Below are 26457 nucleotides of genomic sequence, written 5' to 3'. Positions count from 1 at the left end.
GTTATTTCATGTGGACAAAGCGATATTGGTCTCCGATGGTTCTATGTACGATTCTTATAGGTGTCCTGATTACAAGTTGTGGTGATCGAAAGGTAGTAGAAGAGCAAGTCGAAGTAAGCGGGAAAATCACGGCGATTAATGAAAAGGGAAGTTTTTTGGTTGTATCACCCGATAAATTCATTGGTCAAGACATGAAAATGCCTGATGCTGCATGGTATAGTATGGCAGATCATGCACGCATCGAGTTCAAGGGGAAAAAGTTACAACTGAATGAAGTCCAGATTGGATCTACCGTTAAAGTATGGACGGACGGAATGATGCTGACGAGTTATCCAGGTCAAGCAACAGGGTTTCGTTTTGAAATCATAGCACTGGATAATGGTGCCGGTGATGCAAGTGGTAAGGTCACAGCGTTAGTTACAACTGGCGAATGTGGAACGTAGCATTGAAATCGATGGGGTAAAACATAGACTGCTTCCGATTGCACAACTAAGAAAGGGAAGCAGCCCCGTACAATTCTCTGATATAACAGTCGGTAAACAGGTGAAAATTTGGTTTGCAGGTTATGATTTCGGTAATGAGAAATTTGTGACAAAGGTCGTCATGGATAGTTAGAGGCGGAGGCAATTCATTCAATCTTGAATTAGGCAAAAGGAAGTGTTCGAATGAGCCAATCGAAAGAGATTGCTATTGACTTAAAACTGGTGCAACACCTGATCCGTTCACAATTTCCACAATGGGCAGAGCTGCGCCTACAGCCTGTGGATTCAGCTGGAACAGACAATGCGATCTATCGCCTTGGTGATGATATGGCGGTTCGATTACCTCGAGCAGAATGGGCTATTGGACAAGTGGAAAAAGAGCAGCGTTGGCTTCCAAAGCTAGCCACGATGATCCCGGTATCCATGCCAGTACCACTTGCAAAGGGTGTTCCCACGGAAGACTACCCATGTTTCTGGTCAGTGTATCGTTGGCTGGATGGCGAGAATGCGACAGTTGGACAATTAGACAGCTATAACCAAGCAGCAACAGTGTTGGCGCATTTCGTTAATGCAATGCAGACCGTGGATCCTACTGACGGGCCCGCCCCAGGTTCCCACAATTCTGGCAGGGGCGAACCACTAGCGCTGCGTGATACGGCAGTTCGAGATGCTATCGAGAGTTTAAAAGAAATCATCGACCCTGTCGTGGCAGAGGCTGCATGGGACATGGCCCTTCAAACTCCCGTATGGCAAGGACAAGGTGTTTGGATCCATGGAGATTTGCACCCGGGGAATCTTCTCATTGAACAGGGCGAACTTAGCGCTGTGATTGACTTTGGTACCTTAGGCGTGGGTGATCCTGCCTGTGACCTTATGGTGGCATGGACATTTCTAACATCGGAGAGCCGAGAGGATTTCCGCAGCTTGTTAACGGTCGATGAAGCAACATGGTCGCGAGGGCGCGGCTGGGCACTTTCCTTCGGATTGATCGCTTACGCTTACTACATAGACAAGAATCCAGGGCTTGCGGCCATTTCGCGACGCGCGATTGATGAGGTGCTTAGCGAGCATGCGAAGCTATACGAATAAAAGAATTTAAGTTCACAATGATTTGTAGATAGGAGAAATACATCATGCTTAGTGCCATCTTACAAGGAATTCTTTTATCAGCAGGTCTGATCTTGCCGTTAGGTGTTCAAAATGTATTTGTTTTTAATCAAGGTGTGACACAACCACGGTTAATTAGGGCGTTACCGGTCGTTCTAACAGCATCACTTTGTGATACGGCACTTATTACTTTGGCTATTTTAGGCATTTCCGTCGTTATCGTTACGATACCTGCTATTAAGTTCGTGCTTTTCATATTAGGTATCCTGTTCCTTATCTATATGGGGATTGTGACTTGGAAAAGTAAACCTGCCGCCACGTCATCCGATGAAAAAGCGTTATCACCTAAGAAGCAGATCGCATTTGCTGCATCGGTTTCGCTTTTAAATCCTCATGCGATTTTGGATACGATTGGAGTCATAGGGACCAGTTCTATCCATTATGTAGGAAAAGAAAAATTGGTATTTGCAATTGCCTGTATACTCGTGTCATGGATTTGGTTTTTTACTCTTGCCGTCGTGGGGAGACAGGTTGGGAAATTAGATAAATCGAACACATTTATGAATTATCTCAATAAAGCATCAGCATTGATCATGTGGGTGACTGCCGTTTATTTAATTACACAATTAGTTTAAACAACATAGGGCATGGCTGAAGAATTTATTCTTGATTTTCACAGATATGTCGGACTATAATAAAGGGAATATTTGGTATGTGTAACTGGCGAAACGTAGATCACTACGGGGGAGCACATATTCCATAACAGCCGTTCGCCTGGGCAAAGTATTTGATCAATCGATCAAATGCTTTTTTTATTTCGAGGAGGAGAATGGAATGGAACGAGCTAGAAATGTGGCGGTCCTCATTTATGAAAAGGTAGATTTATTGGATATAGCAGGTCCATTCGATGTGTTTGGGGTATCGAGTAATTGGGGCAAAGATTTCAAGGTTTATACGGTAGGCGAAAAGCAAAGTCCTGTGAACACAGTCAGCGGCCTTACGATTCAACCCAAATACAGCTTCGACAATTGCCCTTTGCCAGACATTTTGATTGTACCCGGTGGTTTAGGCTCACGCACTGAAATGAACAACACAACGATTACATCATGGATTAACCAAACTGCTGCTAGTGCGGAAATCGTTCTATCAGTTTGCACAGGTGCGCTCTTATTGGCGAAGGCAAACATACTTGACGGTTTACGAGTGACGACCAATCGAAATGCATTTGATTTATTGCGCGGAAATGCACCACCTAGTGCTGTGATCGTTGAGGATGTTCGATATGTGGATAATGGCAAGATTGTGATGTCCGCTGGGGTTACCGCGGGATTCGATGCTGCGCTCTATGTCGTTGCTAGGCTATTTGGCGAAGAAAGAGCTCTCGCAACCGCTGCTAAAATTGAGTATCATTGGCACAAAGATGAGAAAACAGCAGCGCAGCAACAAAACGATGTATTTAGTATTAGGAAAGCTCAAATAGAAGATTTAGATGACATTCAAAAATTGTTTGTTGAAGCAGCCCAATGGATTCAATTGTCAAAGGGATTCACACAGTGGAGAGAGGATTCGTTTACCAAAACCTATGTAACATCTTTCATTCATGATCAAGAAGTATTTGTCGCATGTCAGAACGGTGAGATAATTGGTTGTTTTTCCATCCAGTGGCAGTACGAAGAGATTTGGGGAGACTTGTTCCATGATGATGCTGGATACGTACACCGTTTAGTTGTCGCGCGAAAATATAAAGGGGAGGGTTTCGGCAGCAGGATATTAACTTGGTCAGAGGACTATATAAAGAACAAAGGTAAAGGCTGGTTGCGTTTAGATTGTATGGCAGATAACCCCACATTGAATGACTACTATCGTAGCCTTGGATTCATTCATCGGGGGAGATTCGATGGTCGCGGTTGGGGCGCTAATTTATATGAACGAGAAATTGAATAAGCAAGGTAATCGTTTTTTAATAAGGCTGTCCTACAAGTAGAATTTTCTACTTTGAGGGCAGCTTTTACTTTCTGCACATGAGATACTCCATCAATGATCTGATAAATCAGTAAATCGTTCTATGAAATAGCGGATTTTGTTTCTTGAAGGGTTGAGTGGAAGTTCTTAGAATGAGAGGGGGCTTCCTCCGGTTTGTTCTCTTTCCAGATTCCTTTATGATAGACTAAGAAAATATTTGACAATGAACAGCTGAAGCGAGGGATATTCACGTGCCGTTACTAAACTGGTTTTCATCTTTAACTTTAAAAAATCGCCTTTTTCTGGCGTTCATCGTACTTATTCTTCTGCCGTTCTCTGTCTTGGATATTTATAATTTTCAAAAAGTGAAGCTCAATTTACAACATAAAACGAGTGAACAAAGCCTTGTACAAATGAACAAAATGAATGAATCACTTGAAAGTCTGCTCGCTACGACGTTTAAGACGATTACGATGTTCGAGCAAGATTCATCCGTCATTTCCGTGTTAAAGCAGCCAGAAGTAGTCGATCAAATCGTGAATCAACGTAAAATTGAAGAACGTTTTCGTTCGGTAACGAATAGTCTGTTCATCTCTAGTCCACCCGTTTTCTATACGATTGCTGATTTACTCGGTAATGTGTATACCTCATTCCCGCCAGCGCAGCGCTTAAATTATGAGTTGATACAGGCAAAGCCTTGGTTTAAGAGTGCTTTAACTGCTTCTGCACCGTATCAATGGCAGTTGGAAAGTAATGAAGTGCTGTTTGATGTTAACAAAAGCCCGCAGCTAGTTGCCATTTCTACTCCTATAAGGGACGCAGATGGTACCATTCGAGCGATCATACACATCGCGGTGGATTACGAAAGCTGGTTTAAATCAGCTACTAACGGAAGTCCAACCTCCGATCAGTATTATTTGATTGATCAAAGAGGAATCGAGATCGTTCACTCTGGTGCAGAAAAGTCAACCATGGCATTGGAGTCACCGATCATCGATCGATTGCTTGCAGACGGTTCCAGTAGTGGCTTTTTCATACATGGTAGTACGTTTATTAACTATACCGTTGTACCCTCTTTCCATGCCTATTTAATCAAAACAGTGCCATCGAATGTACTCTTTGCTGAGCTTCGATCGATTCAGAAAGCCTATATGGGCACACTTATTGTTTTCACAATCGCCTTCATGATGATCACGTTTCTCATCGCATCTGCGGTTACGCGTCCCCTTCGACTCATTCAAGCTAAAATGCTCGATGTCGTTCGTAAAGATTTGAAAGTAAGACTTCCTGATCAAAGATACGGCGGGGACATCCAGCCTATTGTACAAGCCTTCAATCAAATGATTGTCGATATGAACGGCCTCGTACAACGCTTAAAAGTTGAGGAACGGCAGAAGGAAGCTAGTCGATTCCAAATGCTGCTTTCGCAGATGAATCCTCATTTCTTGTTGAATACGTTGAACACAATTCGCTGGCTGGCTTTGGAAAAAGGGGACAACGCGATTCCGAAAATTTGTGTGTCGCTTGGAAGATTAACAGAGGCAGGATTGAAGCTCGATGTAGATCTCATTCATTTGGAACAAGAGTTAGAGCTCGTCCGAGGTTATGTCTATATCCAACAATTCCGATATGATCAGCAATTTCAAGTTGACTATGTGTATGCCGATGACTTGAAATACGCACTCGTACCGAAACTTAGCCTTCAACCGATCGTGGAAAATGCCATTTATCACGGAATATCGCAGATCCAAGAGAAAGGTCACATCTCGATTCATGTTTATACGAAAGAATCTCATCTTATCCTTGAGGTGGTCGATAATGGCATCGGTCTCGTAAACAGTGAAGGAGTGTCCAAAAAGGACCATAATGGCATCGCTTTACAAAATTTGAGAGAGCGTTTAGCCCTCCTTTTCAAGAAAGAAGCGAATCTTGCGTTCGTTCCGGTATCACACGGTTGTATGGTTCGTATCCAGCTTCCTCTCCTTATGTCCACCCCTTACCAGAAAGGAAGTGATTCCCATGTGGACCGTTCTACTCGTTGAGGATGAGGTATTCGTTCGAAGAAAAGTGAGAGAAACGATGCCTTGGAAGGAAATGGGCTTCACCATCATTGGGGAAGCAGGTAATGGCTTAGAGGCGATGGAGAAAATTCGTGAATGCCAACCTGACGTTGTCATCACAGATATTGTCATGCCGCTGATGAATGGTGTGGACTTGTTGAAACAAGCGCGGAAGGAAGGCTTCACAAGTCGTTTCGTCATGCTGACTGTTATGAGTGATTTCGAGAACGTTCAGCAAGCGCTGGAGTTCGGCGCGTCCAGTTATATGCTCAAGCTTTATATGGATCAAGAGACATTAGCAGAGACAATGAGTAAGGTAGAAAAAGAGCTTATCGACCGCAGAAGTGTCGAAATACGGGAAGCTGAAGCGTTGCTGCATAAACTGTGGAAGTTAATGCCCGGGGGAGCCGAGTACCCGGAAATAAAGGGAAGCGAGCTTGAGGTTCCTGGTGTTCATGGACGCAGTTTGAGTGTCATCGCGGTACAACACGGGCAACCAACCTACACACGAGATGATTTCTTCGCACTCCAATTAATAGATAACGATGTTGCATCCGCAGCTGTTTGGCATTTGCTGACCATGGACGGTGTTAGCTACCTATTTATGTGGTTACCAACAAATTTGCAGTTCAACATGCCTTCAGAAAATGCCTTGCCGTTTAGCCTAATCTATACGGAATTAATCTCTGCTGCACAGCTCATGGATATGTGGAAAAGCGTTCAAATTGCATTGAATTTGGAATGGTACAATCCCACTTTCAGGGCGAAACTATGCACTTCTGCAGGCACACCTTTGCGTGAAATTGCTGATACGTGGGGGTTGGAGCATGAAATCTGGCACAACTTGGAGCAGCTAAGATGGGATGCCGTGGTTGGCGCTGTGAATGAGCTGTGGGGTAAATTCGAAGTTCAGCAAGCTCCGCAGCTGCAAGTGAAGCAAGCAGTCGCGAGAATTGCCCATTTGTGCGCGAGAATATCTCAACTCAGCACGGTTGACGAAGAGGCGATACTCGCATCCGACCATCATCGTCTAAAATTGGTGTTCATGGCTCGTTTGGAAGCGCATTTCAAACACTTGAGCGCTTCGCGCATTCCTATATCTGATCATCCAGAGGTCAATAAGATCATCTCCTATTTGCATGAACACTATGTGGAGGAAATTACCTTGGACACCTTAGCAAAGTTAGTTTGCATGGATGATAAATATGTTAGCGGATTATTTAAGAAGAAACTTGGCGTCAGTATTATTCAATATTTGCATCAGATTCGAATTGAACATGCCCAAAGATTGCTGCGGGAAACGGATCGAACGATTAGTGAAATTGGTGAACGAGTCGGGTTCGCGAATGATAATTATTTCATTAAGATTTTTAAACGTTCGACTGGCGGGACACCTGCAAGCTTCAGAAACCGAACATAAACCTTTTCGTGTTTTTTCGACAATCTGACTTTTGTTCTATAGATTCATGGATTCTGTTTCTTATTCGCTTTCGTAATGGGTGATAAAGTAGGTACTGTAAGTAATCAATTGCAGGAGGTCAATCCAAATGACAAAGAGAAAGAACACAATGATGCTTGGTGCACTAGCTCTTACTTTAGGTCTTACAGCATGCGGTAATACTTCTGGTGACTCATCCTCCAGCAGCGCTAGTACGACTAGTCCTAGTACTACAGCAGCCTCTGGTAAAGTCGTAAAGTTGAAAATGTGGGGAGGCGTTCCGCCAGAATCCGGCCCTCAAGCTGTGGTTGACAATTGGAATGCGAAAAACCCAGATATTCAAGTGGAGTACGAACGTTATGTAAATGACGACGCAGGAAATCTGAAGTTAGATACGGCATTGCTCACGGGTCAAAGTGTTGATTTATTCGTGAACTATTCAGGGACAGCATTGAAGAAACGTGTAGATGCAGGTGTAGCGTTGGATTTGAGCAGCTATACCGACTATAACATTGAGCAGAAGATGGGCTCGACGACGAAGGATTGGCAAGTTAATGGTAAATATTACGGTATTCCAACCGTTAAAAGTACGTTCTTCGTGTGGTTTAACAAAGAGATGCTTGATCAGGCTGGACTTAAGGTACCTACTTCCTGGACATGGAAGGATATGCAGGACTATGCCACTAAATTGAAAGCCGATAAGCGCTTTGGACTTGTCCAGCATTTGGAGTCGTTCCCAGATTCCTTGGATTCCGCTTTGACTCACGATGGGTACACGAAAAAAGATGGCAGTTCAAATCTTGATAATCCATTAATGGGTACTTGGTTAGATACATTGAATACCATGATGAAGGACAAGAGTACGCCAATGCTTGGCGAACAGCTGACAACCAAGATGCCTGTAGAAACGATGTTTCTTAAAGGTGAGAGCGCAATGCTGAACGCAGGTTCCTGGATTTTCCGAAATTCAAATAACCTAAAAGATAACCCAAGGACGTTCAAAATAGCATTCGCGCCTGTTCCGAGACTAGATAGCAATGAGCAAAATAGTATCGGTCGTGGTGGGTTAGGCGATTTTGTTTCGATCAACGCGAAGACGGCTAATAAAGATGCAGCATGGAAGTTCTTGAAATGGTATGCAGACGGAGGATTACTGCCACTTGCTTCTGGCGGACGAATTCCTGCTTCCAAAGATGCGAATGTTGAAGATGCTTTGAAGCTGTTATTAGGTGAAAATGAGAGTACTTATGATATTCCTTCTTTGAAATATGTACTGTTCGAGAACAAGACTCCTACGTTTACGCGTAACCTGCCTCAACAAGTCATGGACCTACGCAGGGAGGAATATGAGAAGTTTTTCTTAGGCAAGCAAGATACTGCAACAACTTTGGCGGCTATGGTAAAACGGCATAATGAATTTATGAAAACAACCAAATAATTAGAAAAGCAGGGGGAGTGGCTTCGGCTGGTTCCCCTGTCTGCATACTAAGGGAGGTTATCGGATGTGAAGAAAAACTGGATGGCCAGACAAAGTTTAACCGGCTATTTATTTATTGCACCAAACATGCTGGGTGTTCTTCTCTTTTTTATAGTACCGGCAATTTTCTCTTTCGGCCTTATTTTCACTAATTATCAATTCGCCAATCCCAATTATCATTTCGTGGGCATTGATAACTTCAAACGACTAATCCATGACGATCTTTTCTATGTTTCACTCCGAAATACGGGGTGGTATCTCCTGTCAGTACCCATTTCCATTATGCTTGCGTTTCTTGTAGCACTCGTATTGAATAAGCATGTGTATGCCAAAGGATTGCTTCGAGCCATGTATTTCCTACCCTACATTACAAGTGGTGTGGCTGTTGCATTCGTATGGATGCTATTGTTTCAACCCTCAGAAGGTCCGATCAATCAACTGTTAAGAGCAATAGGCATGTCGAATCCACCGGGTTGGCTCTCTACAACCGAAACGTCCATGATGGCTATTGATATCATCTGGATTTGGTTCATGCTCGGCTATAATATGATTATTTATTTGGCCGCGTTACAGGAAATTTCCCCTGAGTTGCTCGAAGCTGCCAAAGTGGATGGCGCAAGCGGATGGGTAAAAATTAAATCCATCATTTTTCCAATTGTCAGCCCGACGACGTTCTTACTTCTCATTACTGGTCTAATTATGACCATCAAATCGTTTGGGTTGATCCAAGCCATTACACAGGGTGGTCCTGGGAACAGTACGACAATTTTATCTCTCTTCGTCTACAAAAATGCGTTCGGCTATTATGAGATGGGCTACGCATCTACGATATCGTGGGTATTGTTCTTAATTATCGCGGCGATTACTTTCGTCCAATGGTTTGGGCAAAAGAAATGGGTTCATTATTAAGATATTTGAATCCGTATTGAAGATAGCCGATTCATCGGCGAATAATTGAGTAGGAGGTAACCTCTATGGCTACTGTGCAATCAGACATTAGGGCAAGTGCAAAAGCTCGAACCAAGAGGCGGTTTCCGCTCCCAACCCTAATCAAAGCAGGAATGACACTTATCATGTTTATCCTTGGTCTGGCAATGATTATGCCATTCATTTGGATGATCAGTACGTCATTTAAATCGCCAGCTGAAGTATTTGAATACCCCATCCGCTGGATTCCGTCCCATTTTAATATGGAGCATCATATCCGAGTTTGGACAGGCAGCATGGGCTTTGCAACTTACTATATGAACTCCATTAAGGTAGCGGTAGTTTGTACAATTGGCGCGACGTTGCTCTCTTCCTTGGCTGCTTATAGTTTCGCCAGAATTACGTTCAAAGGTAGAGATACTTTGTTTCTAATCTACTTATCAATGATGATGATTCCACCTCAGGTATTGTTCGTTCCGAAATTCATTATGTTTGAATGGGTAGGTATTTATAATACACTTTGGGCACTTATTCTGCCTGGTATGATATCTATTTTTGGTGTGTTTTTAATGAGACAGTTTTTCATTCGGATTCCAGCCGAAATCTCAGAATCGGCTTTCATGGATGGAGCCGGTCATTATCGCATATTTCTTCAACTGATGCTTCCTTTAGCTAAACCTGCTATGGCAACGTTAGCGATCATCGATTTCTCTTGGCATTGGAACGATTATGAGAACGCACTCGTGTTTCTGACAGATCGCAAATTATATACGATTCCATTGGGTTTGCAGAATTTCATTATGGAATTTAATGTGGATTACAACGGAATGATGGCTGCGGCGAGTGCAGCTATTCTACCGATGATTCTCGTTTTCATGCTGGGTCAGAAGTTCATTATACAAGGAATTTCCAATACAGCTGTGAAAGGATAATTAGATAAAGTTGATGAAGGTCGAGAAAGCCAGTAGACGCGTGATGCGTTTAACTGGCTTTTTGCCTACTATAAATTGACATCAATCGCTAGGGGAGATATGATTTTAGTGGGTAACACGATGGAACAGGGGTGTGAAGAATCATGCAAAAGCAATTCAAAGTCGCAGCAGGCATCTCTCTTGCAGGATATGTCGTCAGTCTCATTACGACTAATTTCTTACCGGAAGCCATTAATTTATTAGTACCAGCAACGTTAACATTTGGAACTATTCTTGTCCTCCAACGTTCTTCCAAAGCCATTAAGGGAACAACGACTAATGTACCTATAAGCGAACCTGCTACGAATAAAACGATAGCACCGGTTTCCAATCCGACCAGCGATACAGAAATCCAAGCTGAGAATGATCCCTTCTGGGGACCGATTGCCGAGTATATTCATGTGATTGAAGAGACAATGATCTCGGAGGGGCAGAAGAATACCTTAGATGATGAAATTGTCGAAAAGACACTTAGCTTGCTCTCTAGGGTAGGTCGGTTAATTCCTCAATTAAAAGAGCTAAATGATGCAAATATGAATCATAACATACAAAGATTGATCTTTAAGGATTTAAATAGCGCGATTAATCCCTTTCTGAAGTTAGGCGGGGAAGCAAAACGATTGAATCGTCGTCTTCTTCTTACAGGAATCAAGGATATTAACTCTAAGCTCACCGACTATGTAGAAACAATTGAACAAAAAGACTTAATTGAATTGCAGACACGCATGGAATTAATTCAACAGCGGTACCGTTCAACAGACTAAGGAGGAATGAACTTGTCAACCCAATTGGTGCAATTAAAATCGACTGATTTGCAGAAAGTAGAGCAAGAAGCCAAACAATTGCTTGAGAAAGTTTCGTCGACCGATACGATGGAATTAGAAACCTTAATGGATTCGATTGGACGCATGGGATCCAAAACGATGGAACAGGCTGGACAATCCCTAGCGATGCTCGAACGCCCAGTGAATGAATTGATGTCGGGTAAACGCTCAGAGGTCCAAAACAACATTTTGAAGTTGCGCGGCGAAATTGATTCGTTGAGTAAGAGCAAGCAGCTTGGCTTTTTTGAGAAAATGATGAAGAAGACGCCTCTTAAGAACTATATTTATAAGTATCAGTCCGTGAAAACAAATGTAAATGCCATTGTACAATCCCTTCGTAATGGGAAGGAAACGCTAGAAGAGAACATGGCGTATATGAAGACGCTGAAGAAAAATTCAATTGAGTCTGTCTATAATTTGCAAATGCGAATTGCGATGGGAGAGAATTTAAAGCAGCTTTTCGAAGTTGAAATAGCCAAGCCCGAGAATGAACATCGTAAAACACATCTGGAGAGAGGACTTCGTAAGGTAGTGACACGGATTCAGTCCTTTCAAGAGATGGTGATCCTGTATCAACAAGCGATTGCAGGAACCGATATCATTAACGACAACAACGATAAGCTGATTGATGCCGTAGATGCGACGATTGACAAAACACAGAACCTGTTGACAGTCTCTGCCATGATTTCAATGGCCATTGAGGATCAAGTTCAGACAATTGAAGCCGTCAATTCTGCGAACTCGACATTGAATAAAATGTTTGAAGATAATTCGCGATTGTTGAAAGAAACGACGCAACGAACGAATGAGCTGCTTGGGAAACCAGGTTTGCAAATGGATTCGATTGAGCGAGGCATGACGGACTTATTCGCCGCGTTGGATTTATTTGAACAGTCAAATCGGACAATCATCCAATCAGCAACGGAGCACACGCAACGGCTTGGTAACATCAGCCAGCAAATGACGCAAAGGCTAGGCTTAACGCCTGGGAATAAAACGAATGCAGAAATAAAAGCGTCTGAGCTTAGCGGACTTTTGGAATAAATCGGATAAGTTGACAGAGCTGCCAAGGATCTAATCTTTGGTGGCTTTTTTGTGCTTTCCTCATGCCGCTTAACCCATGCCATTTCGTTCTCCTGACATATGATAATCCATACGTTTGAATAATGGAGATGAGTAAATGTTTATGCAAATTAAAGAAGAGATTAGCAAGACACCCCAAATTGATGTGCTAATCCCAGCAATTGAGAAGGATCTGGGGACGCTCCCCCTAGTCATTGACGCGGTAAGGAAATATGTTAAGCATCCAATTGGTGAAATCATCATTGTGGCTCCGCGGAAACAACGGATACTCGATCTATGTGAGAGAAAAGGATGCCGCTTCGTACATGAAGATACCGTTCTCCCTATCACGAAAAAGGACATCCATTATCAGTCCAAAACGTGGGATCGGACTGGATGGCTGTACCAACAGTTGCTTAAATTGAACGGAGATACCCTCTGCACATCCAACTATTATATGGTCATTGATGCGGATACCGTGCTCGTACGACCACATGTTTTCAAAGTTGGTGATAAGACGGTATTTTATTGTCGGAACTGGAGTCAGGGCGAATATTTCAATACGTATAGAAAGTTGATGGGTAGAAATCGATCAGCTCGATTGTCCTTCGTTACTCATTACATGCTGTTCGAGAGGTCTAAAGTTAAGCAGTTGAAACAAACCATTGAGTCCAAACATAAGAGTTCCTGGTATTCCGCCATTATGAAAAGTATGAATAAATCCAAGCAGTTTGCCTTTTCGGAATTTGAAACGTATGGCAATTTTCTATATGCATCCGAGGCTCATAAGATGATTTTAAAGCCTGCAATGAATAAGAGCTTACATTTGAGCAATTCCCAAATTACACCTTCGAGGATGTCTTCCTTAGCTAAAAGGTACAGATCCATTTCTCTGCATAAACGCAAAGGATATGTTAAAACCCATAGGTTGGTGACCCAATGAAGCCCTATGTGGTTGTCTGGAAGGGACCTGTACACAAAGCGAGCGGTCTCGGTCATGCAAGTAGAACCTATGCTGCTTCTTTGAAACGGAAAGGCGTTGATGTAAGGCTCGTTAATTCTAGAGTTAGTAAAAGACCTTTCATGGGCAAAAGAGTGCTGATCTATCACGATGTTCCGAGCCATATGCAGTGGGAGCGTGCACGAAGTTTATATGATTCTATGATTCTAAATACCGTTTGGGAAACAAGTAAAACGCCAAATGAATGGCTTTCTCATATGAACAAATTTGATGCCGTATGTGTACCCACGCAACATAATAAGCGTGCACTTCTGAACAGCGGGGTTACCGTTCCCATTTACATTGTTCCTCATGGTGTAGATACGAAGGCCTTTCATCCGAACAATAAGAAGTTTGTATTGCCGCGTGCTGCCGGTAAGTTTACTTTCGTGTCTGTATTTGGCTTTCAGCACCGTAAGAACCCAGAAGGCTTATTGCGCGCGTACTGGGAAGAGTTTTCCTCCAAAGATAACGTTATTCTTGTGATCAAAACGAATGGCTATGAACCTTATGAGACTGAAAAATGGATTCAGAGTCAAATCTGGCAATACAAAAAGAGATTGGGTCTACACAAAGATACAGCCCCCGTTGTCATTATTGGCAGACGATTAAGCGAAAGGCAGATGAAAGGACTGTATACACTGGGAGATGCCTTCGTCCTTCCGTCGCGAGGGGAGGGGGTAGGCCTTCCCTTTCTGGAAGCATTGGCCAGTGGCATCCCTGTCATCACCACGGCCTGGGGCGGACAAATGGATTTCCTTACAAACAATAACTCGTTTCTCGTTCCCTATCAATTGAAGAACCCATCCATTAGCATGAATAGTCGACATGCCATATCGCGCTCATTCAGCTACCTGTTTGCTGAGAAGGGACAACTGTGGGCTGAACCTGATCATCATAGTTTACGAATGAATATGAGGAGGGCCTACGAGAATCCTGCATTATGTAAGCGTAAGGGAAGTCAGGGGAGATTAGATGTCCTTCCTTTGACTTGGTCTCGTGCAGGGATGCTGTTGAAGCATGCAGTAGAGAAAGTCATTCAATCCAAGAAATAAGGGTGAAGCGTGATGTCTCCCAGGAAAGGAGGATTTGGCTTGCGTATTGTACTTTTGTGTGGAGGATCAGGTAAAAGGTTATGGCCTTTATCCAATGAGATTCGCTCCAAGGTGTTTCTTAAGCTTTTGAAATCCACAAATGGTGTTAGAGAGTCGATGATTGAGCGAATATGCAGACAATTGGATGAGGTAGGTTTATTGTCATCCACATGTATCGTCACACATCTTAGTCAAGTAGAGATCACTCGTACGTATGTTGGCGAACACATCCCTATCATAAGTGAACCCTATAAACGAGGAACTTATGCAGCCATCGCTTTAGCAGTCACTTATTTGCATGAGCGAATGCTAGTTGATTCGGATGAAACGATATGTATTCTCCCAGTGGACACTTATGCAGATTCCGCGTTTTTCCAGTTGCTACATCGCTTTCCCGAGATCCTCTCACGATCCAAGGCTGATCTTGCACTTCTTGGAACGAACCCGACAATGCCCTCCGATCAATTCGGCTATATTGTTCCAGTACTCCCCATTGAGAACGAGGAATTTTCTTTTATTGGTCATTTCATCGAAAAGCCGAATGAGAAAGCTGCTTCTAAGTTAATTGAGCAGAATGCTTTATGGAACTGTGGTGTATTCGCATTTCCTTTAAAGTACATGTTAGCCTATTTGAAGGACAAAGCGGAGCCAGCTTTAGTAGAGTCATGGCTGGCTAATTATGAACAACTTGCCAATACAAGTTATGATCATGAAGTCGTTGAACATAGTCAAAACGCTGTGGTTATTAGGTATGAAGGCTTATGGCAGGATGTGGGCACATGGAAGGCGCTGACCCCTCATTGTGAGCAAAACGTTTTTGGACCAGGAAGGATCTCGGATGATTCCGTAAATACACATCTTATCAACGAACTTCCTTATCCCATAGAAGTCATTGGTGTATCGGATCTCGTTGTCGCGGCAAATTCGGACGGTATCTTGATTGCGAACAAGGAGAAAGCCCATTTGATTAAGGAAAGGCTAGCACAAGTCACTCAGATTCCGATGCATGTGGAGAAAAGATGGGGCTCATATCAAATTTTGAGATATTGGAAGAATGATGAAAATGGGACTGAGGGTATGCTTAAACTTGTGAAGCTCACCTCTGGGGAGATGACCAGTTATCACCTGCATAAGAATCGACAAGAAAGTCTAACGATTCTTTCAGGCATCGCAGAACTTCTTATGGAGGACAAACTGTATAGACTGATAGCAGGTGACGTTATGCTAATTCCTGCTGACATTAAGCATGGTATCAAGGCAGTTACCCAACTTGAATTCATGGAAGTTCTGTTGGGGAAGGAACTGCCACAAGAAGATATCGTTCGGTTTTCACAAACATGGTAGGATAAGGGGGATATAGATTATTTCGACTATCTCAGGACCGAATACGCCAGTTTCCTTCGAGATAGTCGATTATTTCGACTAACTCAGGCTCAAGGCGCCAGTTTCCCTCGAGATAGTCGATTATTTCGACTTACTCAGGACCGAATACGCCAGTTTCCCTCGAGATAGTCGATTATTTCGACTAACACAGCCATAAATAAGGGGCAAGCTTCGCTTACCCCAACAGCTAAAGCATACAAATTCTGGCGTATCAAAATAGACCAGTCACGTAACCGTGGCTGGTCTATTATCGTTCAATGATCTTATCGCTTTACGATAAAATCTGCTTCGGAGATCCAAGCTTGATTCGCAAAATCTCGCCCCCGTATATGAATGCGATCCTCGTAGACATCAACAATCAGCCCTTCGGAACGATTTCCTTGAATTAGCTGGTCATTACTATCGTAGGGGTAACTCACGGAAGAGCTGTTAACCATTGTGAATACATCCCTGATCAGCGTTGAGGTTAATCGCAACTCCCAATGGGTATGTCCTGTGAAAAAAATGACTTCCGGATATTGGGATAACATCTGTTTCAATTCATTATGCTGTACAATCCCCCGTGGTAAACTGCCAGATACGGTTCCTTGCAGTGGCTGATGCAGAAATACAAACAGAGGTTTATGTTGGATATAGTTCTCTTGTAATTTACTTTGCAGCCAGCTTAATTGCGTGGAGGACAACCAGGCATCTTCCTGATTAGCAGGATCGGATTGTCTATATCGCTCGGAACCTAAGAAAATAAAATGATAGCCTTGATTCCAACGATCGTAATAGACGCTAGGCATTTGTGTAAAAGCTAGAAAACGTTCCAAAGAAGCACTGGCCGATTCGCCGTTGGGGAATGTGGTTGGAGACCAATCTCCAGCAGCATTGTAATAGGCTTTGTAGTAATCGTGGTTGCCAATCGTGTAGTAAATTTGCATGGGTAGCGGATTTGTCTGCAGGATGGAGGTTATCTTAGCATAGTCATTGGCACGTCCATCGCCTAGGTCTCCGTTAATTACTAGCGCATCTAAACTCGGATTTAACTGGTTTAAATCCTCTAAGGCATCACTTAACTTACTCTGAGCTTGCGTATCCCAGTATTGAATGTGAATATCACTGACAACCGAAAAACGTAGCAAAGGGGAGGTATCAGCAACTTTACGTAGTTCATTAGCTAGACGGAGAATCTCGTCTTTCTCATTTTGAGATTGCACGAATGTCATTCGCGGTTGAAGAAATGATTCTATGATTTTGAGAGCATCATTCTCATTCAGCACCAGTAACCTCCCCCTTAATCCTGATGTCGTACGAATATTAATCCTGAGATTGACCTGAAGCTAATCTTAACGCATTGGCCAGTCGGTGAATCTCATCTTTATCCTCTTGGGAAGTGACGAAATACCACATTGGACTCAAAAAGGTCTCAATAATTATATTGGCATCTTCTGGGCTTAACACGCGCATCGCCTCCCGCAATCAGGTTGTCCAACTAGTATTAGCATATGTAGTATCCTACTTGAATGAAATGAGTAAGGCACACATTTTTCAGGACAACGGTAGTGATTGCCGAAATTATCGATGAAGCTTACGGTATTGCGAAGGGCTCATGCTCATATGCAAGCTAAAGACACGACTAAAATAGTACCCACTTGCATAACCGCAAGCTTCTGCTATTTTTTCGAGTGTGAGGGTAGTTTCCTGAAGGAGGATCTTCCCTTTTTGAATGCGTAAAGACTCACCTGCGATAAATGCCGGCTCTTTAATTACTTCAAATGGGGGAAGAGACTATTTCGGAGCTTCCGTGTCGAGTACAAATGTGCCTAACATCGGGGCAGATAACACCTATAATTCAGCGAGCAGCGCTATCATCGTGGATAACGGAACAACTGGATACTCGGAGCTTTCTGGGACATTTGGAGATAGCAGTTTGTTTGGCTTAACAATTCATCAACGCGATATTCCTTTACACCTGGTGCAGGTGTGAAATGGACGCCGACTCTTGCGGCAGGTACCTATAAGGTCTCGATTTATCGGATCGTGTACTCGACTAGTGACAACAATGCGCAGATTAGGGTTAATTCCGCTGCTGGACTTTCCAGTCCGATATCTGTGGATTATACAACTGGTACTAGTGGTTGGTACACGCTCGGTAATTTCACTTTCACAGCAGGGACTAGCGGCTATGTGACGAATTCCTTCAGTGGGAATACGGGCAAAAACCTTCGTGCAGACGCGGTCATGTTTGAACTGCAATAGAAGGGCAAGAAGCCGTCCCAAAGGTTAAATCCTTAGGGACGGCTTTTCTGTTGCTGTAGTGATGAAAACTATCACGATAGGTCATCTGCTTGCCACTTTCTTACGTGGAGCAAGAATCTTCTGTAGTCGTTTCGCACATTGCTCGGCCGACTCCATACCTTCCCAATATAACATCATCTCCTGATTAACCTCTTGCATCATTTGCGTGTTAGAGATGGTTTCATGTTGATAGAAGGCGTCATGTAACTGACCATCTGAAATATGGAGAGACGCCAGATCAAACGGGTCCCACATCATCGTATTAATATCGTGAAGAACAGAGAGGAAGCGGGATTCGCCGATTTTGGCTTGCACATCCGGATGGCAAGCTGTCTGAAGGAATTGGATTGCCAGTTCACGTTCCGTACTCGCGGAATGAACCATCAAGGCATTCGCGATTAGCAATGTATTCGGTGAATCTCCGAATGGCATCGGCGCGAATTTGGGCTCGAAAGGCAGCTTGTCGCCAAATCCAGCAAGCTCAATGGTGGTCGTTAGCATCATGGCGACTTGCTCGCTTTGGAAGGCAACGCGATGCAGTTGCATATGAGAAACGAGCGCGCTCCTTTGTCGATAGATCATATCGTGCATAAAAGTTAACGTGTCTAGAAGCGCTTTCTTATTCGGCTTATGAAAGTCAAAGCCATGCTGCATCGCGATTACGTTCCATCGGTTAAGCGTCGAAGGGAGTGAAAAACCATAATTATCGATAATTCCGTCATCGTTCGTATCAAATGTTAATCGCCTAGCTGTCTCGATAAACGCTTCCTTATCCCATCCATGACGTGGCTCTTCGACATTGTATTTGTCGAACATGCGTGGATTGTAGGCGAGGCAAATACCTGAAAATGTGACAGGTATGGCTTTGACGCTGGCATCCTTGCGGAATCCGTCGATCACCTTAGGGTACATCCGATTCAGCTCATCGTCCATAATCCTGTCTAAACTAACGAATTCATCCATCGATTTAAGCTCTTGGAAGATCGTGTCCGTAATAATACAAATGTCTGGTTGAATGCCCATTTCAATACACTTATGAAGGGACTCCCAGAATTGTGTGATTGGGAAGCTGAGCAATTTAATATCCACGTCGAGATGTTGTTGTTCGAACGTTTCACAAATGAATGGCAAGCAGTGATCGACAAAGTAAGAGGGCGTAATTGTCAAAATACGCAATACTTTCCGCTTCGATTTCCGTACCGTGACATTAGGCGAGACGAAGGTGCCAAGTCCGGCTTTTTTCACAACGAGCCCTTCCTTCAACAGGAGGTCGAGCGATTTGCGAACGGAGCTGCGGCTGAGTTCATAATATTTGCTTAATTCATTTTCGGACATGAGGAACTCATCCTTCTTAATAAAGCCCGAGAGAATTTGCTCCCGCAGGATATCGGTCAAAGAAGAATAGCAATATTGGTCCTTTTTTCTCATAACTAGAATCGCCACCTATTTGCGCAGTTGTATGTATTCTAAACAATATTTGGAAAATATACAACAAGAAAATAGTGAGGACTAGCAAGGCTTTTGGTCGATTTAAAGACATGTTTTAAACATGTATAGCACTTGTATTTTTTTGTGATTTTAAATTATAATGGGATTGTAAACGGGGGGGTGACCATATGGCTTCCATCATCAGTGCCAAGTCAAATCGTGTTATTCGAAAAGTATATCGATATCGATGGTTCTATCTGTTAATGGCCCCAGGCTTATTGTACTTCCTTATCTTTCGCTACATTCCGATGGCTGGCTTACTCGTCGCATTCAAGGATTACAGTGTCACCAAAGGCATCTGGGATAGTCCATGGGTGGGTTGGCGCAATTTCGAAACAATCTTTGAATCACCTGATTTTCTCCGACTTATGTCAAACACACTCCTCATCAGCCTTTACCGACTCGTCTTTAATCTACTTCCTGATCTAATTCTCGCCTTGCTGCTCAATGAAATCCGTGTCACTTGGTTTAAAAAGATCGTTCAAACGATCACATACGGACCTTACTTTTTATCATGGGTCATCGTATACGGTTTGGTTTATTCATTCTTCTCTCCTGGCACAGGGCTTGTCACAACGTTCTATCAAAATATGGGATGGGGTGAATTGAATGTCCTTGCGAATTCTGATCTCTTTCGGCCGCTCATCATTTTAACCGATGTATGGAGAAATACTGGGTTTGGAGCTATTTTCTTCTTAGCTGCTTTAGCGACAATTAATCCAGAATTGTATGAAGCTGCCGTTGTGGATGGAGCAGGGCGATGGAGGCAAATTTGGCATATTACGCTGCCTGGTGTCCGCGAGGTGTTCATCTTATTGTTAATCCTGCGGCTCGGGACAATTCTCGATGCAGGCTTCGATCAAATTTATGTATTCCTCAATGCGCGAGTGACGATTGTCGGGGATATTCTAGATACGTGGATATTCCGCCGAATTATTGAACAAAGTGATTTCAGCATTCCGGCTGCCATGGGCGTATTTAAATCAGTCATTGGATTTGTACTCGTCATTGCTGCTAACCGAATCGCGAAAAAATTAGGTGGTTCTGGAATCTACTAAGAGGTGGTGGAACCTGTGTCCTATGCGGTACATAAGACCAAATCGGATCGAATTATTGATGTCGTCATTTATGTCTTCCTTACGCTCTGTTGTTTATCTGCGGTGTTCCCACTCTATTTTGTGTTCATCGAGTCGATTACTCCCTACAAAGAACTGATCCGAAACGGAGGATTCGTCCTATTCCCAGAGCAAGTAACGCTGCAGGCGTACCGAGCCATTTTCGGCAGCAAGCTTGTACCAGATGCGCTTAAGATATCCGTTGTGATTACAGTCATTGGCACACTCCTAAGTCTGTTAGTCACGATTTGTCTAGCTTATCCACTTTCGAAGAAGGATGTACCTGGAGGACGTTTTTTTCTACTAGCGATCGTGTTCACAATGCTCTTTAGCGGTGGGATTGTGCCAACCTATCTAGTCGTAAAGGGCTTGGGGTTGATCAATTCCATATGGTCACTCATTATCCCTACACTCGTTTCACCGTTCTACATGTTCATAATGCGCACCTACTTTATCAATTTCCCTACGGAAATAGAAGAGTCGGCAAAAGTAGATGGATGTGGGGACGTTAGAACGTTATTCCAACTCGTTATTCCCTTATCCATGCCGATTATTGTCACGATTGGCTTATTCTATGGCGTGATTCAATGGAATTCCTACTTCAATGCCATCTTGTATCTGTCAGATCGAGCGCTGTATCCGATTCAAGTTATTCTACGCAATATGATTGTTACATCTAGCGTGAGCCAAGAGTTGAATACGAATCCATCAGTTATACAAACACTTCCGCCAGACACAATCCGAATGGCAACGGTTGTTGTGACAACATTGCCGCTATTGGCTATCTATCCGTTTATTCAGAAATATTTCATCAAAGGAATGCTTGTCGGTTCCATCAAAGGGTAATGGTTGATCAGTTGAACTTACAACCTTGAGGGGAGTGATGCCGTGTTTTGCTTCGTTTCAGTCACACCAACAACCAGAGTAGACTTGAGAATGAATTCGAGTACAAATGGGAGGTCGTTTGCATGAAATTGCGCAAAAAGGTAGCATTCGGCGTAATCGCCAGCTTGGTTGTATTGAGTGCTTGTTCGAAAGACGACGCTACGTCTACACCATCCGCATCTACGGCAACCTCATCTGCGCCTGAAACAGCGGCAGCTACGAAAGCGCCACCTATGACGCTGAACTGGTTAACTTTTGTACCGACCAATGATGTGTCATTGCCTGCCCCAGATAAGGACTACATTCGTCAAGCCATTGAGCAGAAGTTCAACGTCAAACTAAACATGGAATATGGCGTTCCAGGTGAAGATCATAAGACCAAAATTAATTTGAAAATTTCATCTGGTGCAACCCCTGATATGTTCCAGGCCGATGGCGCGCAAACTAATCAATTTATTATTGACAAAGCGGTCGCCGATCTGACCCCCTACGTGAACCCGCAAACGATGCCCAACTACTACAAGTGGGTAACCCCAGAAATCATCCAACGCTACCAAGTCCAAGAAGTCTTCATGCGTGCTCCTGTCCCTTATGAAAAGCAGCTTTATCAATCGTATTATGTGCGCAAAGACTGGCTGGATAAGCTTGGCCTGAAGGTGCCGACGAATTATGATGAAATGATAAATGTTATGAAAGCATTCACGTTTAATGATCCAGATGGCAATGGGAAAAATGACACCTACGGTTTCACCACATTCGGAAATGGCATTGGCGTATCGAAACAATTTCCAGAGTGGTATAAAAATGGACTAGGAATCGATCTCTGGTATGATCAAGCCCACGGTGAATACGTGGATCCGCAATCCGATATTCGGGCGGGGAAAGTGCTCGATGATATTCGTGCCGTCTTGGCTCAGAAAATCGTAGATCCTGACTGGTTTTTAGCTAAACCAGGGCAAGAGCTCGAGAAGGTAGAAGCCGGGAAAGCAGGGATTTTCCAAAGCTTGCTGCGCACGGCGGCCTTTGATAACGTTGCTACGAGCGTGAAGAAGAAGACCATTGATATCAGCGGCGTCAAAACCGCAGACTTCGTTCCGTTCCACATTATGCCGGATGCTGTTAACTATGCTGCATTGCCGGGTGTTCCATTCTTGTTTGGCGCTAAGACACCTCCTGAAAAAATCAAAAAAAGTATTGAAATCATGGATTGGTTAGCTGGACCAGAAGGTTATTTGCTTTCGCACTTTGGGAAAGAGGGCACCAACTATACCAAGAGCGGTAACACCATTACCTTAATTCCGGATGCGATAACCAAAGATAATCAAGCTAACGGCAATTTCTTCGATGTGTATAGCTCGATCTTTGCTTATGGTGTGCAAGATCCGAGCCCGATTGGTCTGACGATTATCGATCCTCGTGAAACCGACCATGACCGAGCCATTGTTGAGAAACTGAAATCCTATAAGTATCCCCTGCTCGGCACAAACGTAGCTCCACCGCCAGGCTTTGATATCGGAGCATTCCGTACACAAATGCGTGCGTATATGGTGAAGATCCTCTTTGAAGAGAAGGATGCAAGCAACTGGCCGAAATATCGGAAAGAACTGATGACCACTTACCACGGCAAAGAGATTTTCGATAATTATGCGAAAACAATTTCGCAAGTGTTTAAAACACCAGTTGTCTTTAAGTCAGAGAATCCATAGACGAGAAGCTCAGTAAGTCAATAAACCTTTGAACAGTTGTAGACATTCCGCACGACTCCCGTGTATTCATAATGAAAGCACGGGGGCATGCTGTGAATGTATTTCTGATTATTCCTATTGAATTATATTGGTTAATCCTATATCAACACGAGAGAGGGTTTGGCATGATGGATGAACAGTTAGCCATTCTCGGTGGATCCAAAATCAAAACAACACCTTACGGTACCGGCAGGCGATTTGGAGAGGAAGAGGTCAAAGAGCTTGTTGAAGCACTTGAGCAAAATACACTATTTTATCATTCCGGCCGCAAAGTGAAGCAGTTTCTGGAACGATTTAATGCGTTATATGGTGTAACCTACAGTGTTGCAACTTCATCGGGCACTGGTGCACTTCATGTTTCGATTGGATCAGCTGGCATAAGTGTTGGGGACGAAGTCATTACAAGTCCGATCACGGATGCGGGCTCTATTATTGGCATTTTGTATCAAAATGCGATTCCTGTATTTGCGGACCTGGATCCACATACGTACAACATGACGGCTGAAACGATTCGAGCTCGTATAACACCGAAGACCAAAGCAATCATCGTCGTCCATTTGGCTGGCAATCCAGCAGATATGGATCCCATCATGGATCTTGCTCGTGAGCAGGGATTGATTGTCATTGAAGACTGCGCGCAAAGCTATTTGACCTATTACAAAGATCGCTTGGTTGGTACGATCGGGGATTATGGCTGCTTTAGTACCAATGATTATAAGCATATTTCGACAGGAGATGGCGGTATAGTTACCATCAACTCCCAATTAGAGGAAGATTATGAACGGACGCATGCGTTTGCAGATAAAAATTACGGTCGCTTCGGCAATCTGGTACAACGCGAGATGCGTTTACTTGCTCCGAATTATCGGATGACAGAGCTTCAGGGTGCTGTTGGCATTGCCCAACTGTCGAAATTAAATTGGATATGTGATAAGCGCAGCCAGTACGGTGATCGTTTAACATCCGGTATCAAAGACATCCCGGGAATCATTCCACATGAAGTGACGAGTGACGGGCGGTGCACATATTGGTTTTATATGTTTACGATAGAACCTACCGTACTCTCGTGTTCGAGGGATGAATTCGCAGAAGCGCTTCAAGCCGAAGGGATCGACTGCTCAGCTGGATACATTCCACAACCAGTCTATATGCAGCCTATGTTTCAGAAACGGGAAGCGTATACAGGCAGTCATTTCCCATTTGACCTCTCAGATATCGCGTATGCCGAAGGCCTATGCCCAGTAGCTGAACATATTCTGAAGCATGCCATCCGGCTGCCAATTAACGAGTTTTTTAGCGAACAGGATATTGATGATATGATTGACGGCATACGCAAGGTGGCTGCTCATTACAATGAGTAAGGCTTGGAAGTCGTGTAGGCGACAGCGGATGGAGGAATTAAAATGAAGATGGCCAAAGTCGGTGTGCTCGTTGAACATGAAGCAGCTGCACGCAAATGGAAATATGGACTTAACGTATTTGAGAAATATGTAGAAGAAATATTGCAGCATGTTGGCATTTCATATACATCTGTTGCTAAGGTAGATACGATGAGCCTGCAAGAGTACGATATCCTCATCGTGGCTTGTTCCCAAGAGAGCGGAGCGAAGTCTTCCATCTTGTGGTCATATGTGGAGCAAGGCGGCACCCTTATTTCGTACGCGGGTATCAACGCATTGGCTCTCCGACTTGGATACATCCAGACAGGAGACATAGGCGTCGGCTATGCAGAGATAGAGGCAACTCGCTCGGGGCAACCGAATTCGCTGAGATTCTTATCCGCCAACCCCTGGATAGAAGCTGGTGAATCTAATACGGGAGATGACGTCCCCGTTGCATGCCGACCTGTTGGTACGATCAAACAAGGACGTCCAGATGGTCCAGAAAAGGGACCTGCACTTCAATCCTTTGATGTCGGACAGGGAAGCATTCATCGCTGGGCAGTCAACATCCCGCTGACTGTTGTTCACATGCAGCAAGGCACGGGACCTGTTCTGGACGATGGCGTTCCGGCTGCAGATGGCAGCGCGAATGTCAATGAAGATATTTTAAAAGCAGATGATCGAATAGCCTTGGATTGGCAATTCGACCGAGTAGAAACAGATACTGGCGTTCCCTATTTTCCGTGGCCCTACGCTGATTATTGGCGAGAAGCTTTAGTCAGACATGTGTTGCAATGCGCAATTGATAAGGGAATGACGTTGCCATTCACTGGGTATTGGCCGGATGGGATCAGTCAAATCGTGACCATGTCCCATGACAGTGATTCGAATCAGGATGAACATGCTGTTGCGACATTAGAACTGCTAGCGGAATGCCAAATTCAAACAACTTGGTGCATGATTGAGCCTGGGTATAGCACTCATATCTATGAACAAGTGAAGCAGGCAGGACACGAACTCGCTTTCCACTACAACGCATTAGAGAAAGACAATGGTTTCTGGGACGAATCAGAGTTTGACCGGCAGGTTAACTGGTTGAAGCAGGCAACGGGCATAGATCATGTAACGGCGAACAAGAACCATTACACCCGTGTGGAAGGGTGGGGTGAGTTATTTCAATGGCTGGAGAAGAATGAAATTTCAAGTGACCAAACCAGAGGTCCGAGTAAAAAGGGGAATGTTGGTTTCCTATTCGGCACCTGTCTTCCTTATTTTCCAATTGCGTTATTTGACGAACAGAATCGCCTGTATCCCATCTTAGAGATCGGATTCTTGACGCAGGATCTGGATTTGGGTCATCTCGCAGACAACAAGGTGATTGAGCCGTTTCTGCAGCAAGTGCGGGAAGTGAATGGTGTTGCTCATTTTCTATTCCATCAGATACACATTTGTACGAGGGAAGAAGTTCGGGATGCCATCCGGATGCTCGTCGCACAAGCAAGAGAGATGGGCTTCACATTCTGGAAATCAAAGGAAATTCAAGATTGGACGCGTTTAAGAAGAGCCGTTCGTATCTTGGGATGCGAAGACAACGGAAGCATTCATTTGGAGGCAAACGAAGCCATAGAGGGGCTTGTCATATGGGTGCCGATGGCGCCAACAGAGGATTTTATACCTGAAAAGGGACATGAAAAGCAGTTTGGGATACCATGCCGTAAAGTTGTCTTGCCTACGAAAGTAGAATCAAAAGTTAGAATTGGGTGAGGTGAGAA

The 26457-nt window shown here is 43.8% G+C and carries 26 protein-coding genes and 1 riboswitch; of the genes, 22 read left to right on the top strand and 4 right to left on the bottom strand.

Features of this window, described 5'->3' with window-relative positions:
- The first annotated feature begins 8 nt into the window (after nucleotides 1-8).
- The 15 genes from ACSQ8O_RS27000 (at nucleotide 9) to ACSQ8O_RS26930 (ending at nucleotide 15748) form a co-directional block, all read left to right on the top strand.
- A complete protein-coding gene (locus ACSQ8O_RS27000) occupies nucleotides 9-443 on the top strand; it encodes a DUF3221 domain-containing protein (protein WP_436244185.1) in 435 nt (144 codons plus the stop codon).
- On the top strand, nucleotides 433-615 hold the full coding sequence (locus ACSQ8O_RS26995; protein WP_436244184.1) for a hypothetical protein: 183 nt from the start codon (nucleotides 433-435) through the stop codon (nucleotides 613-615). The genes ACSQ8O_RS27000 and ACSQ8O_RS26995 overlap by 11 nt, the downstream gene beginning before the upstream one ends.
- A 50-nt stretch (nucleotides 616-665) precedes the next feature.
- The gene (locus ACSQ8O_RS26990; protein ID WP_436244183.1) at nucleotides 666-1571 is read left to right on the top strand and encodes an aminoglycoside phosphotransferase family protein; all 906 of its coding nucleotides are present in this window, start codon (nucleotides 666-668) and stop codon (nucleotides 1569-1571) included.
- 44 nt (nucleotides 1572-1615) lie between these two features.
- A complete protein-coding gene (locus ACSQ8O_RS26985; protein ID WP_436244182.1) occupies nucleotides 1616-2224 on the top strand; it encodes a LysE/ArgO family amino acid transporter in 609 nt (202 codons plus the stop codon).
- 71 nt (nucleotides 2225-2295) lie between these two features.
- A riboswitch (ZMP/ZTP riboswitch) is annotated at nucleotides 2296-2376 on the top strand.
- Between the two features lie 47 nt (nucleotides 2377-2423).
- Nucleotides 2424-3533 (top strand): GNAT family N-acetyltransferase, encoded by a 1110-nt coding sequence (locus ACSQ8O_RS26980; protein WP_436244181.1) that lies wholly within the window; start codon nucleotides 2424-2426, stop codon nucleotides 3531-3533.
- Between the two features lie 269 nt (nucleotides 3534-3802).
- Nucleotides 3803-5593 (top strand): cache domain-containing sensor histidine kinase, encoded by a 1791-nt coding sequence (locus ACSQ8O_RS26975; protein ID WP_436244180.1) that lies wholly within the window; start codon nucleotides 3803-3805, stop codon nucleotides 5591-5593.
- Nucleotides 5571-7031, top strand: a complete 1461-nt coding sequence (locus ACSQ8O_RS26970) for a response regulator transcription factor (RefSeq protein WP_436244179.1) — start codon at nucleotides 5571-5573, stop codon at nucleotides 7029-7031. Before ACSQ8O_RS26975 ends, ACSQ8O_RS26970 begins: the two co-directional genes overlap by 23 nt.
- A gap of 127 nt (nucleotides 7032-7158) precedes the next feature.
- A complete protein-coding gene (locus ACSQ8O_RS26965; RefSeq protein WP_436244178.1) occupies nucleotides 7159-8487 on the top strand; it encodes an ABC transporter substrate-binding protein in 1329 nt (442 codons plus the stop codon).
- A gap of 66 nt (nucleotides 8488-8553) precedes the next feature.
- Entirely contained in the window at nucleotides 8554-9435 is an 882-nt protein-coding gene (locus ACSQ8O_RS26960) for a carbohydrate ABC transporter permease (RefSeq protein ID WP_436244177.1), read from the top strand.
- A gap of 152 nt (nucleotides 9436-9587) precedes the next feature.
- Nucleotides 9588-10385: a carbohydrate ABC transporter permease gene (locus ACSQ8O_RS26955; RefSeq protein ID WP_436244962.1), complete on the top strand. Its 798-nt coding sequence runs from the start codon at nucleotides 9588-9590 to the stop codon at nucleotides 10383-10385.
- Nucleotides 10386-10528: 143 nt separating this feature from the next.
- On the top strand, nucleotides 10529-11188 hold the full coding sequence (locus ACSQ8O_RS26950; protein WP_436244176.1) for a hypothetical protein: 660 nt from the start codon (nucleotides 10529-10531) through the stop codon (nucleotides 11186-11188).
- A gap of 6 nt (nucleotides 11189-11194) precedes the next feature.
- Nucleotides 11195-12292: a toxic anion resistance protein gene (locus tag ACSQ8O_RS26945; RefSeq protein ID WP_436244175.1), complete on the top strand. Its 1098-nt coding sequence runs from the start codon at nucleotides 11195-11197 to the stop codon at nucleotides 12290-12292.
- Between the two features lie 136 nt (nucleotides 12293-12428).
- Nucleotides 12429-13253: a DUF6492 family protein gene (locus ACSQ8O_RS26940; RefSeq protein WP_436244174.1), complete on the top strand. Its 825-nt coding sequence runs from the start codon at nucleotides 12429-12431 to the stop codon at nucleotides 13251-13253.
- Entirely contained in the window at nucleotides 13250-14365 is a 1116-nt protein-coding gene (locus ACSQ8O_RS26935) for a glycosyltransferase family 4 protein (protein WP_436244173.1), read from the top strand. The genes ACSQ8O_RS26940 and ACSQ8O_RS26935 overlap by 4 nt, the downstream gene beginning before the upstream one ends.
- A 39-nt stretch (nucleotides 14366-14404) precedes the next feature.
- The gene (locus tag ACSQ8O_RS26930; RefSeq protein WP_436244172.1) at nucleotides 14405-15748 is read left to right on the top strand and encodes a sugar phosphate nucleotidyltransferase; all 1344 of its coding nucleotides are present in this window, start codon (nucleotides 14405-14407) and stop codon (nucleotides 15746-15748) included.
- Nucleotides 15749-16050: 302 nt separating this feature from the next.
- Here the strand turns inward: ACSQ8O_RS26930 and ACSQ8O_RS26925 are convergent, their stop codons facing one another.
- The 3 genes from ACSQ8O_RS26925 to ACSQ8O_RS26915 all read right to left on the bottom strand — a co-directional run bounded on the left by ACSQ8O_RS26925 (nucleotide 16051) and on the right by ACSQ8O_RS26915 (nucleotide 17485).
- Nucleotides 16051-17052 (bottom strand): metallophosphoesterase family protein, encoded by a 1002-nt coding sequence (locus ACSQ8O_RS26925; protein ID WP_436244171.1) that lies wholly within the window; start codon nucleotides 17050-17052, stop codon nucleotides 16051-16053.
- 37 nt (nucleotides 17053-17089) lie between these two features.
- Entirely contained in the window at nucleotides 17090-17233 is a 144-nt protein-coding gene (locus tag ACSQ8O_RS26920) for a hypothetical protein (RefSeq protein ID WP_157257064.1), read from the bottom strand.
- Between the two features lie 114 nt (nucleotides 17234-17347).
- The gene (locus ACSQ8O_RS26915) at nucleotides 17348-17485 is read right to left on the bottom strand and encodes an AraC family transcriptional regulator (RefSeq protein WP_436244961.1); all 138 of its coding nucleotides are present in this window, start codon (nucleotides 17483-17485) and stop codon (nucleotides 17348-17350) included.
- Between the two features lie 13 nt (nucleotides 17486-17498).
- Between ACSQ8O_RS26915 and ACSQ8O_RS26910 the strand changes: the two genes are divergently transcribed.
- On the top strand, nucleotides 17499-17759 hold the full coding sequence (locus ACSQ8O_RS26910; RefSeq protein ID WP_436244170.1) for a hypothetical protein: 261 nt from the start codon (nucleotides 17499-17501) through the stop codon (nucleotides 17757-17759).
- Nucleotides 17756-18031, top strand: coding sequence for a hypothetical protein (locus ACSQ8O_RS26905; RefSeq protein WP_436244169.1), 276 nt, complete (start codon nucleotides 17756-17758; stop codon nucleotides 18029-18031). Before ACSQ8O_RS26910 ends, ACSQ8O_RS26905 begins: the two co-directional genes overlap by 4 nt.
- 81 nt (nucleotides 18032-18112) lie before the next feature.
- On the opposite strand, the gene ACSQ8O_RS26900 is transcribed toward ACSQ8O_RS26905, so the two are convergent.
- Nucleotides 18113-19498, bottom strand: a complete 1386-nt coding sequence (locus tag ACSQ8O_RS26900; protein WP_436244168.1) for an extracellular solute-binding protein — start codon at nucleotides 19496-19498, stop codon at nucleotides 18113-18115.
- Between the two features lie 188 nt (nucleotides 19499-19686).
- On the opposite strand from ACSQ8O_RS26900, the gene ACSQ8O_RS26895 reads away from it, so the two are divergent.
- The 5 genes from ACSQ8O_RS26895 (at nucleotide 19687) to ACSQ8O_RS26875 (ending at nucleotide 26449) form a co-directional block, all read left to right on the top strand.
- Nucleotides 19687-20616 carry an ABC transporter permease gene (locus ACSQ8O_RS26895; RefSeq protein ID WP_056621596.1) on the top strand — a complete coding sequence of 310 codons (930 nt, stop codon included), beginning with the start codon at nucleotides 19687-19689 and terminating at the stop codon, nucleotides 20614-20616.
- 15 nt (nucleotides 20617-20631) lie between these two features.
- Complete coding sequence (locus ACSQ8O_RS26890; protein WP_436244167.1) at nucleotides 20632-21519, top strand: carbohydrate ABC transporter permease; 888 nt, start codon at nucleotides 20632-20634, stop codon at nucleotides 21517-21519.
- Between the two features lie 122 nt (nucleotides 21520-21641).
- Nucleotides 21642-23264, top strand: coding sequence for a hypothetical protein (locus ACSQ8O_RS26885; protein WP_436244166.1), 1623 nt, complete (start codon nucleotides 21642-21644; stop codon nucleotides 23262-23264).
- A 164-nt stretch (nucleotides 23265-23428) separates the two neighbouring features.
- Nucleotides 23429-24664, top strand: a complete 1236-nt coding sequence (locus ACSQ8O_RS26880; RefSeq protein ID WP_436244165.1) for a DegT/DnrJ/EryC1/StrS family aminotransferase — start codon at nucleotides 23429-23431, stop codon at nucleotides 24662-24664.
- A gap of 42 nt (nucleotides 24665-24706) precedes the next feature.
- Nucleotides 24707-26449 (top strand): hypothetical protein, encoded by a 1743-nt coding sequence (locus ACSQ8O_RS26875; RefSeq protein ID WP_436244164.1) that lies wholly within the window; start codon nucleotides 24707-24709, stop codon nucleotides 26447-26449.
- Nucleotides 26450-26457: the final 8 nt, after the last annotated feature.

Origin of the sequence: Paenibacillus sp. LjRoot56 (assembly GCF_964253335.1) — a bacterium.
GTDB lineage: Bacteria > Bacillota > Bacilli > Paenibacillales > NBRC-103111 > Paenibacillus_E > Paenibacillus_E allorhizoplanae.
This window is presented reverse-complemented; position numbering and strand designations above follow the sequence as displayed.

What these genes read in the sequence shown, in the direction of transcription:
- ACSQ8O_RS27000 (WP_436244185.1), top strand. Translation starts at nt 9, where the DNA reads ATGTGGACAAAGCGATATTGGTCTCCGATGGTTCTATGTACGATTCTT.
- ACSQ8O_RS26990 (WP_436244183.1), top strand. Translation starts at nt 666, where the DNA reads ATGAGCCAATCGAAAGAGATTGCTATTGACTTAAAACTGGTGCAACAC.
- ACSQ8O_RS26985 (WP_436244182.1), top strand. Translation starts at nt 1,616, where the DNA reads ATGCTTAGTGCCATCTTACAAGGAATTCTTTTATCAGCAGGTCTGATC.
- ACSQ8O_RS26980 (WP_436244181.1), top strand. Translation starts at nt 2,424, where the DNA reads ATGGAACGAGCTAGAAATGTGGCGGTCCTCATTTATGAAAAGGTAGAT.
- ACSQ8O_RS26970 (WP_436244179.1), top strand. Translation starts at nt 5,571, where the DNA reads ATGTGGACCGTTCTACTCGTTGAGGATGAGGTATTCGTTCGAAGAAAA.
- ACSQ8O_RS26965 (WP_436244178.1), top strand. Translation starts at nt 7,159, where the DNA reads ATGACAAAGAGAAAGAACACAATGATGCTTGGTGCACTAGCTCTTACT.
- ACSQ8O_RS26955 (WP_436244962.1), top strand. Translation starts at nt 9,588, where the DNA reads ATGACACTTATCATGTTTATCCTTGGTCTGGCAATGATTATGCCATTC.
- ACSQ8O_RS26950 (WP_436244176.1), top strand. Translation starts at nt 10,529, where the DNA reads ATGCAAAAGCAATTCAAAGTCGCAGCAGGCATCTCTCTTGCAGGATAT.
- ACSQ8O_RS26945 (WP_436244175.1), top strand. Translation starts at nt 11,195, where the DNA reads ATGAACTTGTCAACCCAATTGGTGCAATTAAAATCGACTGATTTGCAG.
- ACSQ8O_RS26940 (WP_436244174.1), top strand. Translation starts at nt 12,429, where the DNA reads ATGTTTATGCAAATTAAAGAAGAGATTAGCAAGACACCCCAAATTGAT.
- ACSQ8O_RS26935 (WP_436244173.1), top strand. Translation starts at nt 13,250, where the DNA reads ATGAAGCCCTATGTGGTTGTCTGGAAGGGACCTGTACACAAAGCGAGC.
- ACSQ8O_RS26910 (WP_436244170.1), top strand. Translation starts at nt 17,499, where the DNA reads ATGCGTAAAGACTCACCTGCGATAAATGCCGGCTCTTTAATTACTTCA.
- ACSQ8O_RS26900 (WP_436244168.1), bottom strand. Translation starts at nt 19,498, where the DNA reads ATGAGAAAAAAGGACCAATATTGCTATTCTTCTTTGACCGATATCCTG.
- ACSQ8O_RS26895 (WP_056621596.1), top strand. Translation starts at nt 19,687, where the DNA reads ATGGCTTCCATCATCAGTGCCAAGTCAAATCGTGTTATTCGAAAAGTA.
- ACSQ8O_RS26885 (WP_436244166.1), top strand. Translation starts at nt 21,642, where the DNA reads ATGAAATTGCGCAAAAAGGTAGCATTCGGCGTAATCGCCAGCTTGGTT.
- ACSQ8O_RS26880 (WP_436244165.1), top strand. Translation starts at nt 23,429, where the DNA reads ATGATGGATGAACAGTTAGCCATTCTCGGTGGATCCAAAATCAAAACA.
- ACSQ8O_RS26875 (WP_436244164.1), top strand. Translation starts at nt 24,707, where the DNA reads ATGAAGATGGCCAAAGTCGGTGTGCTCGTTGAACATGAAGCAGCTGCA.